13 protein-coding genes are annotated in these 11916 nt (G+C 35.7%); 4 read left to right on the top strand and 9 right to left on the bottom strand.

Annotated features, from left to right (window positions below):
• Positions 1–23 precede the first annotated feature (23 nt).
• Genes mnmH through F3G69_RS02450 form a run of 9 tightly spaced genes read right to left on the bottom strand, consistent with a single transcriptional unit; the run spans position 24 to position 9183 of the window.
• A complete protein-coding gene (mnmH, locus tag F3G69_RS02490; protein WP_149714310.1) occupies positions 24–1046 on the bottom strand; it encodes a tRNA 2-selenouridine(34) synthase MnmH in 1023 nt (340 codons plus the stop codon).
• A complete protein-coding gene (locus F3G69_RS02485) occupies positions 1033–1515 on the bottom strand; it encodes an HIT family protein (protein WP_149714309.1) in 483 nt (160 codons plus the stop codon). Before F3G69_RS02485 ends, mnmH begins: the two co-directional genes overlap by 14 nt.
• Complete coding sequence (gene trpC, locus F3G69_RS02480; protein WP_107770313.1) at positions 1515–2300, bottom strand: indole-3-glycerol phosphate synthase TrpC; 786 nt, start codon at positions 2298–2300, stop codon at positions 1515–1517. Before trpC ends, F3G69_RS02485 begins: the two co-directional genes overlap by 1 nt.
• Complete coding sequence (locus F3G69_RS02475; protein WP_149714308.1) at positions 2297–3562, bottom strand: tetratricopeptide repeat protein; 1266 nt, start codon at positions 3560–3562, stop codon at positions 2297–2299. The genes trpC and F3G69_RS02475 overlap by 4 nt, the downstream gene beginning before the upstream one ends.
• The gene (locus F3G69_RS02470) at positions 3541–3906 is read right to left on the bottom strand and encodes a YkgJ family cysteine cluster protein (protein WP_149714307.1); all 366 of its coding nucleotides are present in this window, start codon (positions 3904–3906) and stop codon (positions 3541–3543) included. The genes F3G69_RS02475 and F3G69_RS02470 overlap by 22 nt, the downstream gene beginning before the upstream one ends.
• Positions 3903–4610, bottom strand: coding sequence for a tRNA1(Val) (adenine(37)-N6)-methyltransferase (locus F3G69_RS02465; RefSeq protein ID WP_149714306.1), 708 nt, complete (start codon positions 4608–4610; stop codon positions 3903–3905). The genes F3G69_RS02470 and F3G69_RS02465 overlap by 4 nt, the downstream gene beginning before the upstream one ends.
• Positions 4607–6859, bottom strand: a complete 2253-nt coding sequence (locus F3G69_RS02460; protein WP_149714305.1) for a coiled-coil domain-containing protein — start codon at positions 6857–6859, stop codon at positions 4607–4609. The genes F3G69_RS02465 and F3G69_RS02460 overlap by 4 nt, the downstream gene beginning before the upstream one ends.
• Positions 6860–6861: 2 nt before the next feature.
• The gene (locus F3G69_RS02455) at positions 6862–7818 is read right to left on the bottom strand and encodes an NAD(P)/FAD-dependent oxidoreductase (RefSeq protein WP_149714304.1); all 957 of its coding nucleotides are present in this window, start codon (positions 7816–7818) and stop codon (positions 6862–6864) included.
• Between the two features lie 24 nt (positions 7819–7842).
• Positions 7843–9183 carry a class II 3-deoxy-7-phosphoheptulonate synthase gene (locus tag F3G69_RS02450; RefSeq protein WP_149714303.1) on the bottom strand — a complete coding sequence of 447 codons (1341 nt, stop codon included), beginning with the start codon at positions 9181–9183 and terminating at the stop codon, positions 7843–7845.
• Between the two features lie 145 nt (positions 9184–9328).
• Here F3G69_RS02450 and rarD (F3G69_RS02445) point away from each other — a divergent pair, with 145 nt between their 5' ends.
• From rarD (F3G69_RS02445) to F3G69_RS09435, 4 genes are read left to right on the top strand one after another with little or no spacing between them, the layout of a single operon-like run.
• The gene (gene rarD / locus F3G69_RS02445) at positions 9329–10216 is read left to right on the top strand and encodes an EamA family transporter RarD (RefSeq protein ID WP_021091407.1); all 888 of its coding nucleotides are present in this window, start codon (positions 9329–9331) and stop codon (positions 10214–10216) included.
• Entirely contained in the window at positions 10200–11087 is an 888-nt protein-coding gene (gene rarD / locus F3G69_RS02440; RefSeq protein ID WP_149714302.1) for an EamA family transporter RarD, read from the top strand. The genes rarD (F3G69_RS02445) and rarD (F3G69_RS02440) overlap by 17 nt, the downstream gene beginning before the upstream one ends.
• Positions 11080–11532 (top strand): MmcQ/YjbR family DNA-binding protein, encoded by a 453-nt coding sequence (locus tag F3G69_RS02435; RefSeq protein WP_149714301.1) that lies wholly within the window; start codon positions 11080–11082, stop codon positions 11530–11532. The genes rarD (F3G69_RS02440) and F3G69_RS02435 overlap by 8 nt, the downstream gene beginning before the upstream one ends.
• 54 nt (positions 11533–11586) lie before the next feature.
• The gene (locus F3G69_RS09435; RefSeq protein WP_223155862.1) at positions 11587–11853 is read left to right on the top strand and encodes a hypothetical protein; all 267 of its coding nucleotides are present in this window, start codon (positions 11587–11589) and stop codon (positions 11851–11853) included.
• Positions 11854–11916: the final 63 nt, after the last annotated feature.

The following is an 11916-nucleotide window of genomic DNA, read 5'->3' as shown; positions in this document are numbered from 1 at the left end:
GTATAAATTTTAGGCTTAATTTTTTAATTAAAATAAGCCAAAAATTTTGCTTCATTTTTTATATCATTTAGCTTTTTAATGGCCTTGCCAAAGTCGTCAGAATTTATAAAAACATTAATATTTTCATTTTTCTTATAGACTTTATCGTAGTATTTTGTGAGTAAAATTTCAGCTACTTTAGCAATGTCATTTTCATTAAATTTAGCCACAGCTTCATCTCTAGCTTTTTTATCGATAAATGGCGAAATTTTCTTCATACACTCGTCAAAAAAGGCTTTATCCACACTTTTATAGTCATCTACTATACAAGAAATTCTTTTTTCTAAACTTGCGCTCACTTCGACATTTATACCACTACGCATCGCCTCATAAAGACTTTTTGGCAAGCTTAATGAGCCTATTCTTCTACTTTCGCCCTCAATAAAGCAAATTTCATCTTTTAGCGTGATGAGCTTTTCAAACAACGCATCTTCAAAGCTTTTTTGGCTTGGCTGCGCGCCATTTATCGCCCCAAAGACAGATCCTAAATGATTTGCCATAGCTTCAAGGTCTATTGACGGGCTTAGAGTCCTTATTAGCTTACTTTTATAGCAGCCAGTATTTCCAAAAAGAGTGATAAATTTTGTACTCAAAGGTCGATTTAGAAATTCTAAAACGTGATTTCTATAAGCTTTATAGCCACCACTAAGTCTAAAAACCCTATATCCTATCATACTTAGCACATAGCCAACAGAATTTGATCTAAGCCCACCTTTAGCGCAGTAGATGCCAATAGCTGAACCAACCTTGGCTCTTTTATAAACCTCATCAATGATATTTTGTAAATTTTTGCAGATATATTTTGCGCCAAGGCTCTTTGCTAGGGATCTATCGCTTTTATAGATCGTGCCTACCTCTTTATGTTCTGCATCATTTAAAGCATATAAATTTATGGCATCTTTTATGTGTGAATATAAAAATTCATGTGGCGATCTTGCGTCTATTAAAATTTTAAAAGAGCTTCTTTTCTCTAGCCACTGCTCTGCATCAAGCTCAAATAACGGCACTAAATGCCTTTTTTAGTTTCTCAAAAAGCGGATAAAATGGCGTTCCATTTACTCTCACATCGGAGATGGTGGTTATAAAATTTGTATCTCCGCTCCACCTTGGCACAAGGTGATAATGCACATGCTCAGCTATCCCAGCTCCCGCTGCTTTGCCTAAATTCATACCTATATTTACGCCATTAGCATAAAGCTCTTTTTTTAAAATTTCAACTCCAAGCCTTACAAATTTACTCATCTCAAACCAAGTCTGCTCATCAAGCTCTTCGATCTTGTCGGTATGCTGATTTGGTATTATCATAAAATGCCCTGGAGAATACGGATATAAATTCATGATCCCAAAACAATGTTTAGCTCGAAAAAGCACACCATTTTTATCATCATCATCTGAGCTTATAACATCACAAAAAACACAGCTATCTTTTTTAGCGCTAAAGTATTCGCTTCTCCAAGGGGCACAAAGGTGCTGCATTACTCGCCCTCCTTTATCTTTTTGACGGCATTTTTTATATCATCTTGCCTCATAAAATGCTCTCCTATCAAGAAAGCATCTACGCCTATTTTACTTAGCTCTCTAAGCTGTTCATGCTCGTAAAGGCCACTTTCAGCAACTATTATCTTGCCATTTGGCAAAAGTGGTATGAGCTTCTCACAAAGGCTCATATCCATCGTAAAATCATCTAAATTTCTGTGATTTATACCTATTATATTTGCTCCTGCAAAGATAGCCTTTTTCACATCACTCGCGTCGTGAGTTTCAACCAAAACTTCAAGCCCTAAGTGATGAGCGTAGTCTAAAAGCTCTTTTAGCTCATTTTGAGTTAACGCTTTTGCGATGAGCAAGATAAAATCCGCCCCATAAACAAGAGCTTCAAGAATTTGATACTTATCAACGATAAAATCTTTTCTAAGGATCGGCCTTGATGCGTAGCGCCTAACTTGAGTGATATACTCGATGTTGCCTTTGAACCAATGTGGCTCAGTCAAGATACTAAAGGCATTTGAGTACTGCTCGTATTCTTGAGCTATTTTTATCGGCTCAAAATCCTCTCTTATCACGCCCCTACTTGGGCTTGCTTTTTTGATCTCAGCTATGATTTTTATAGGCTCATTTTGACTTGCTCTAAGTGCATTTAAAACATCTCTTGGCACGTATGGATTATACGCGAGCGAGCGACCAAGCCACTCCTCAGGGAAGTCTGCTTTTCTTTTTTCAAGATCATCTTTGGTTTTTTTAATTATCTCATCAAGTATCATTTTTTAAGCCTTTTGTTTAGATTTATTATACAGCGCTCTATTAGGTGCAAATGCTCTTTTGCCTCTTTTGAAGTCCTAAAATCAACATCTTTCATTGCATGTTGCATGATGCTTTTTGCCTTTTTGCACTCACCAAGCTTAAAATATCCCCACGCTAGCGAATCCTCATAATAAGGCGACTCAGGCGAGATAGCAAGTGCCCTTTGCACAAGCTCTATACCCTTTCTAGGATCAATGTCATGGTCTATCAGCAAGTAGCCATAATAGTTAAAAAACATATCATTTTCTAGTTTTGGCACACTAGCTTCAAATTTATCTAAAATTTCAGCCATTTTTTGTTCGTTCAAGGTATCTTTATTCATCTCGTATTCGTAAATCGCGGCTTTTGCTAAAAAATTTAAATCCCTGCTATCGTTATAAATTTTAACAGCAAGTATATATGCATCACCAAAATTACTAGTCGCCGCATAAAGATCCATAAGCGCTATATCGTTGTAGCTATATTTTTTTAAAATTTCAATTGCTGCTTTGTAATTTTTATCATAGATAAAAAACTGCACGATCTTATCAAGATAAGAAGTATCGTGATTTAGTTCATAAAGCTCTTCAAAGAGTTCGATCACTTTTGGGAAATTTCTTTGCTGGGAGTAAATTTCAGCCAAAAGCTCACAAGTCTTTAGCGTGCAACCTTGTTCATCTTTAAATTTTTCAAGATATTTTGTAGCGTCTTTTATCTTATCCATGCGATTTATCAAAATATCAACGATACGGAGCAAATTTTCTTCTTCTTGCTTTAGAGAGTAAGCCTCTTCAAAGTATTTTAGCGCAGTCGTTGTTTCATTTTGCATCATACAAATAGTGCCAAGCATGAGTAAATTTTGAGCATTTGGCTCTTTTGTAGCAAGCTCTTGCATTAAGCTTTTAGCCTCATTTAGCTTTGAAAGATTTACTAAATTTGCCACCTTTATACGGATAAAATCGCTATCGTCTTTTAAGCTTTTTTCACCTTCATTTATCAAAGCATCTAAATTTTCATTTTTTGTAGCAAAGGCGAGTTTGATCGCCTCTTTTAAATAAGCTTTTTGATTTGTATCTTTAAAAATGTTTGAGTAAGCTTGAATACTAGCATTCACATCTCCACTATCTTGAAACAATAAAGCCTGCATTAGACGTAAATTTATACTTTTATTATCGTCAGCCAAAAGTAGTTGCGAGTTAAAAAATACACTCATAAAAAATACTAAAATTTTACGCCAATGCATTCTGCTTTTAGCTCCTTTAAATTTTTTTTAAAATAATTCCAAAACGGAAAAGTCCTACATTGCTGTGGCCTTAGCTCATAAACTGAACAGTTTTTATTTTTTTCATCAAAAAATACACAAGCAAAGCCATCTTCATAAGGCTTCTCTTTTATGCTACACCTTAGCCCAACTCTTATTAAAAACTGCTTTTCAAACTCATCTTTACTCATATGAAATGCGGTGCAAAATTTTGAAATTTCTTCTTCATTTATCCAAATATACCCGCTCTCTCCCGTGCAACACTTACCGCCACAGCTCTCGCAAAGGCTGGCATCAAACTCATAGTTAAAGCCTTGCACCCTCACGCTAGCCCTTGATAATCAACGCTGTTTGTATCAGCTTTTTTAAAAATTTCAATCGCCTCTTTTGTATGCGAGCCATTTTCGCTCATTACCAAAGGTGACAAAATTTTTAGCTTTGAGTTTGAATTATTTCTTACCTCAAATAAGGCTAAATTTGCTGGCTTATCAGCCTTTGTATGAATAAATTTTAGGCTTACTAAATTTAGCTTAAACTCTTTTAGGCACGCTACAATCTGACTAAGATCATCAGGTGCGTAGCAAAAAAACGCCCTTTTGTGAGGCTTTAAATTTACACTTATACCTTTTATAAAGTCTTTTAAACTTAAAGAGCTTGTGTATCTACTAGCCTTTATATGCTCATCTTCGCTTTGTTTCGTACCCTCGTGATAAAATGGTGGATTTGATACGATGAGGTCAAATTTCTCACTATCTTTAAAATCTGCAAAATTAGCATTTATAATTTCTGCCTCCAAGCCGTTCTTGCTGGCATTAAATTTAGAAATTTCACCATTTATTTGTAAGATATCAAGCAAGCTTAGGCTGGAATTTTTAAAGTCGCGTTTAAGCAAAAGCCCAAGTATCCCACATCCTGCACCAACGTCTAAAATCCTACCTGAAAAATTTTTCAAACTTGAGCTTATAAAATCATAAAGTACCAGCGTATCGCTGTTGTAGCGATAGCCACTTTTTAGCTGAGCCAAGATCATCTATAAACCTTGATGATAAAGCCGCGCGTTACATCTTTTACGATCACTTCTGAGCTAAAGCTTATCCTTGCAAAATCGCCAAATTCTTCTTTTATAAGCTCGGCTGCTGCCTTTGCGCGCTCTTTACCAACGCCATAATTTACATAGTTATTTAGCCTGCCAAGATCGTCTTTTTTGATGCTTTGAGCCACATTTGACGGGATGACAAAATTTTTCTTATCTACGATCGGAATTATCTCATAAAGGTAGTTTGAGTTAAATCTTTGCAAAAATTCGCTCACTCTATTCTTGCACATCACGCTAACCTTATCTTTTGCATCCATGTCATCACACTCAAGGCTGGAGATCAAAACTAGCTTTGTTGGAGTTTCAGGTTTTGTCGTAGCTTGTAAAATATTTTTTAAATTTACATTTTCATTTTCGAGTTCATCTTGCCTATTTAAATTTTGCTCGATATCTTTTTGAAGTTCGATGATCTTGGCATTTACTGGACTTCCTTTTACGCTAGATGAACTAAGTTCGTTTATTTTAGAATTTAACCTTTCAATCGTCTTATTGCTCTCATTTAACTTATGTTTTGCGCTTTCAAGCTCATTTTGTAAGCTTAGTAAATTTTTACCGCCGCTTTTATTGCTATCAGCAAAAAGAGCCGACGTATCAGCTATCTTCTTTTGCAAAATATTTATTTGCTGACGCAAAATTTCATAATTTTGCATATCGATCTTTAGCGTTCTTTTTTGAGCTTCTAGCTCACTTTGCTTTGCTGCTAGCATTTGGCTTGTTTGCGTGAGATTATTTTCTAGCTCTTTTATCTTTTCATCTTTTAAATTTATCTTTGCACTTAAATTTTTTAACTCGCTGTCATTTAAACCAAGCTTTTGGGTCTGCAAAGAGATAGTTTGATTTTGCTCAAACAAAGTTTTTAAAAATTTATTTGTCTTTGTATCAAGCGTCTTTAGCTCATCTCTTGTATTTTTAAGGCTCTCTTCACTTAAATTTAGCTTTTTATTTAGCTCACTTAGACTTACATTTGCATCTAAATTTTGCTTCTCTAGCTTTTTGTTTATCAAATTTGCCCGTTCAAGCTCTTTTTTAAGTGAATTTATATTTTCATTTGCGAGTTTATTTTCCTGCTCGCTTTTAAGATTTTTTTCTTTTAGATCATTAAAACTTTTATGAAGTGCCGCAAGGGAGGCGTTTAGCTCCAAATTTTTACCATTATAGTTTTCAACTGCCAAATCTTTTGAGTTTAAATTTTTCTTTATCTCATCAAGCTCATAAATTCTGTCTTTTAAGGCGGTTTGGTTTGACTCAAGAGCCTCCTCAAGATCAATTATCTTATTTGCCTTTTTTGAAAGCTCATCCTCCATAACACTTTTTTGCGTTTCAAAGCCATCAGTTAGAGCGTTTATCTCTTTTTCGTAGCTAAATTTTTGTGTATTAGCGTCACTTTTTGCTCGCTCGATCTCCTCTTTTAAAAGCAAAATTTCTCTTTTTTCGTTTTTATCTTTTTCATTTTGAGTATTTTCATACTCTTTTATTAGTGCATCTTTTTGAGCCAGTGTCGTATTTAGCTCTATATTTTGCTCTTTTAAAGCTGTGTAATTTGCTTCAGCCGTCTCTTTAAATTTAGCAAAATTTGCTTCAATATCTTTTACCTTACTTTCATCGCCATTTTTTGCCTCATTTATCGCATTTTCAAGGTCTATTATCTTTTTTTCATAGGCTTTTGAGCTCTCTATCATATCAGCTTGAGCTTCATTTAGCCGTTTTGTGAGAGTTTGTATATTTTCAAAGTGTTGTGCTTCAAGCTCGCCAAGCGTCTTTTGGTTTTTTTCAACTATCTCATTTTTTTCATTTTCGATATTTTTTTTCATCTCTGAAATTTTACTTATAAGGTCTAAATTTTTCTCGCTGATATCGACATTATCAGTAGCTAAAATTTTATTTTTTTTACTTAGCTCACGAACTTGTTCTTGAAGTTCATTTACATCATTTGATAAATTTTGATCGTTCGTTTCAGTAAAATTTTGGATATAGCTTTTTGGAGTTATATATCCGCCATATTCGTAAAGATCGTCTTTGCTGATATATTTTTGTCTCTCTTCTTCTGGCAAATTATCAAAATTTATAGAATAAATCGTTTGATTAGTATCTTTTGGTGTCTCATCTTCTTTTGGAGATTTAAAAAACGATAGGCAAAAGCCAGCTATCAAACAAAAAATAGCTAGTAAAATTTTATTTATCAAGCTTATGCCTTGCCCTTTAAAATGTCTTTTATGACGTGATGAGCGTGATTTAGAGCAACGACTATTGAGCCGCCATTTTTTAGCACGATGTCACCGCCCACATAAAGTCCTGGCACGCTACTTTGGTAGTTACTATCAACTATTGGAGTGCCTTTTTCATCAATTTTTATCTGACATTTTTGTAAAAAATCAACCGGACTTGAGCCACCTATTGCATAGACAACTCTGTCATAAACGCGAATTTTGCCATTTTCATAATGCACTCTAACTTTGCCTGATTCGTTATCTATCTCTTTTATATCGTGATTTAGCCTAACTTTTATCTTACCGTGCTTTTCTAGCTCCCAAAGTGCACTTAAATTTGTCTCATTTACGCGGCTAAAATTATCTTTTCTATAAGCGATTGTGGTTTTATTGTATTGGCAAAGCTCGATCGCATACTCAACTGCTGAGTTTCCGCCACCTACAACAAGCACTTTTTCGCCGTTCGTACAGCTATCGAGGTTAAAATTTACAACCGCGTTTAGTGAAGGTGGGATTTTATAATCAGGCTTATTTGGTCGTCCCATTTTGCCAATTGATATCATCACATTTTTAGCTTCATAGACGGCTTTTGAGGTAGTTACTTTAAAAATTTCTCCATCTTTTTTCACGTTCTCTACTTCAGAATTAAAAAAAGCTTCAATCTTTTCAGTATCAAGCAGCTTGTCAAAATAATCAAGCGTGCTCTCTTTCGTGCCATCTTCAAACGAAACTACACCATGTATCGTGCTATCTTGCCCTTTATACTCTTTATCTACGCGTTTATTATCTTTATAAAATTTTCTTATCGTTTGGCTGTGATTATCACCTTTTTCAAGAAGCAAAACGTTGTTTAAGCCATTTCTTTTTGCCTCAACTACGCTAGCAATTCCACAAGGTCCGCCACCAACAACAATTAGATCATAAACATTTACCATCTTTTTCTCCAAATTTTATAAATTCTAAGCTTTTTTAACTAGATCAGCCATCAAAAACGCAAGCTCAAGTGCCTGATCAGCATTTAGCCTTGGATCACATTGTGTTTCATACCTTTGCTCAAGCGAGCTTTCAGTAATGTTTAATGCCCCACCCGTGCACTCAGTCACATCTTGACCTGTCATCTCAAGATGCACGCCACCAGCTCTTGTGCCCTCAGCTTTGTGAATTTCAAAAAAGCTTCTAACTTCGCTTATTATCTTGTCAAATTCTCTGGTTTTGTAGTTATTTGATGTTTTTACAGTGTTGCCATGCATCGGATCGATACTATAAACGATATTTAGCCCTTCTCGCTTTAGCTCTCTTAAAATTTTTGGTAAATTTTCGCCTATCTTATCAGCGCCCATTCTGATTATCACATTTAGTCTGCCAGCTTCATTTTCTGGATTTAGCTTATTTGCAAGTGCGACGACATCTTCAGCCTTTGCACTTGGTCCGATCTTTACACCGATAGGATTTTTCACACCGCTTAAAAAATGTACGTGAGCGTCGTTTATACCACGTGTTCTCTCACCTATCCAAAGCATATGAGCCGAGCAGTCATACCACTCACCGCTAAGGCTATCAACCCTAGTCAATGCCTCTTCATAAGGTAGCAAAAGCGCCTCGTGAGATGTATAAACCGCGGTTTGATTTATGACTGGCGTATTTGCTGAAGTGATGCCACAAGCTGCCATAAATGAAAGCGTCTTTGTTAGCTCATCAGCTAGTTTTGCGTATTTCTCGCCGATCTCTGGCTTTTTAACAAAGCCTAAATTCCACTTATGCACTTGATGTAGGTCGGCCAAACCGCCTCTTGAAAAGGCTCTAAGTAAGTTCATCGTAGATGCACTTTGATAATACGCCTCGATCATGCGTTTTGGATCAGGCACTCTTGCCTTTTCGTCAAATTCAAAGCCATTTATAATGTCGCCTCTATAGCTTGGAAGCTTAACGCCATTTACCTCTTCAAAATCGCTACTTCTAGGCTTTGCAAACTGCCCTGCCACGCGGCCCACTTTTACCACTGGATAACCACCAGCAAAGGTTAAAACTATCGCCATTTGAAGCAAAACCTTAAACATATCTCTGATGTTGTTTGCATTAAAATTTGTAAAGCTCTCAGCGCAGTCGCCACCTTGAAGCAAAAATGCCTCGCCATTGCAAACTTTTGCAAGTTCTTCTTTTAAACTTCTAGCCTCGCCAGCAAAGACCAAAGGAGGAAGCGATTTTAATTTTTCTTCGACCTCTTTAAGCTCTTTTAAACCTGGGTATTTTGGTTGTTGCAAGATATTAAATTCTCTCCAGCTATCGCGGTTCCAAGTCATTTATTTTCCTATCTTTTTTGCCTTAAATTAGACGCTGATTATATCACGGCAAACTTAAAAAATAAAAGCCATTAATGGGTTATTAAAGATATTTTGCATACAATCGCTACTTTAAATTTACCCAGAAAAAGAAAAGATTTTTTTCATGATAAAAGGCATATTTTATTCGCTTTTGGCATCAGTTTTATTTAACTGCATTTACTACATGTCAGTGCTCATGAACCCCATCAGCACGCAAGCTCTTGTTGGATACCGCATGATCTTTGCCATGCCTTTTGTCATCGCAGCCATTTTTTTGTTAAAACAGCAGCGAAATTTCAAATTTTTACTTCTAAAAATAAAGCTAAAACCTAAAATTTTACTAGTTTTACTAGCTACCTCGCTCATTGTCTCATTTCAGATGTGGCTCTATCTCTGGGCTCCAAGCAACGGATCAGCGCTAAAAGTCTCTATCGGCTACCTCATCATGCCAATAGTCATGGTCCTTTTTGGACGGATATTTTTTAAAGAGCACCTCTCTAAAACAAAGCTAGCCTCGATATTTTTTGCAGCCCTTGGCGTCTTTAGCACAGCTATACTAAGCGGCGGCATCTCGTGGGAGAGCGCTGTAGTTTTTTGCCTTTATCCAGTCTATTTTGCCATTAGAAAGTACTACAACCTTGCAAATTTCTCAAGCTTTGTTATAGAGATAATTTTTATGTTTTTATTCTCATTTTATTTTGCGCTCACAGCCGATATGAACTACGTGATGAGCCAAAATCCAAACATCTACTATCTGCTCATCTTGCTTGGTGCTATCAGCGGCATAGCCCTCATCGCCCAGATCCTCTCAAGCACGCTCGTGCCGATAAATGTACTAGGTTTGCTTACATATTTTGAGCCTATAATGATGCTTTTTGTCTCATTTGCTATCGGCGAGAGACTGGAGAAAAGCTCATACTTTTTAATGATCTGCCTAGCCATCTCGGTCACACTTTTGATGATAGATAGCATAAATTCTATAAAAGGCGACAAAAATACCAAGACTAAATGAGAGCCAAAAAGGCGTTATTCTCGCGCTTAGCGCCTTTTTTATGTGGGGGTTTTTGGCGGTTTATTTCAACCTCTTTAGCAAAGATGTCGATGCTTATGAAATTTTAGCCCACAGAGTCATTTGGTCATTTTTCTTAATGGCTGGAGTGCTTTATTTTAGTGGCAGAATGGGTGAAATTTTTGCTTTACTTAAAGATATTCGTTCGCTAAAAACCTTATTTTTGAGTGGTATATTTATCACCACAAACTGGGGCGTTTATGTATATGCGGTTAGCAATGGCAAAATTTTGGACACAAGCTTGGGCTATTTTATAAATCCACTAATAAGCATGCTCCTTGGCGTTATCATCTTCAAAGAAAGGCTAAATAAAAGCGGAATTTTAGCCATTTGTATAGTCGTTTTAGCCATTAGCATACAAATTTATGCCCAAGGTGGATTGCCATTAGTTTCCATTATCTTGCCGCTTTCATTTGGATTTTACGCAGCAGTTAGAAAGATGGCAAAGATTAGCGCATTTAACGGGCTTTTTATAGAGACATTTTTTATGTTCCCATTTGCACTTGCTTACGTTTTTTACATAGTATTTTTAGGTAAAAGCCACTTTGGGCTAAATGAAGACTCACTTTTAATGATCGCTTCAAGTATCGTAACCATCGTACCACTTGTCGCATTTAACGCAGCGGCAACAAGGATAAATTTAACAACGATTGGCTACTTGCAATACATCTCGCCAACCATCGCGATCCTTTGTGCGGTCTTCATTTACGGCGAAAATTTGGACGGCTACAAGGTCATCTCGTTTTGCATGATCTGGCTGGCACTTGCGATAATTAGCATAGACAAATTTAAAAAAAGGAGTAAAAATGAATAATGTGACGATTTATTTGTTGCTTGCGTTTTTTGCAGCGCTTATTTTATATTTTCAGATACAAAAACTAACCAGAAAGCTAGACGAAGAGGGAGCGGTGCCAGCTTATCAAAAGGCCGCACAAGAGGTTTTAGAAAATTTAAGCAATGCTGAGAAATATCCAAAATTTTGCAACATAATATTTAAAAAAATAAACGCCTTAAGGCAAGATATTTTATTTGAAGATGCGTTAAATAGTGAGTCTGAAAAAGATAAAGCATTAGATGTCTTAGAGCAAATAAGAGAAAAACTGGAAACTTTATCAAAGCAAGAGAATTTAAGCTGGGAGAGCGAACTCTTTGCGATCTTGGACGAGCTTGATGGCTTTATAAAGATAAATTTCAAAAACGGCGAAGATAGAGCTGAGAGCTTAAGAGACCAACTAAAAAAAGAATTTGATGGGTTATAAAAAGATATTCAAAAGACCTAAAGTTATAAAATAATAAAAACTAAGGATAGAAATATGATAAGCGATAATTTAAAAAATGAAATTTTGGATGGATTTGATTTTTACAAAAATAGATACGCCGAAAATACAAAATATAGATCGGACGACAAAATAACGTATGATAAGTTAAGTAACTTTCGTAAAAATTTAATAACTTTTTCTGATGATATTTTTAATGGCTTTAAAGTTATAGATCATGGAAAATGGCAGAATAGTGGAAATATTTCAGAGTATATATGGAATAGAGACAAGCCCCATGGAATAGAAAATAAAACAAATTGAATTATTGGTTTTGCCGTCTTGGCTGAGCCAGCTAGTGTTTATAGATCTATTGACCTAATCAAA

This window comes from Campylobacter concisus (assembly GCF_902460625.1).
In the GTDB taxonomy this organism is placed as follows: Bacteria; Campylobacterota; Campylobacteria; order Campylobacterales; family Campylobacteraceae; genus Campylobacter_A; species Campylobacter_A concisus_AD.
Note: the sequence above shows the minus strand (reverse complement) of the source record. Positions and strands in the feature narration are given on the sequence as shown.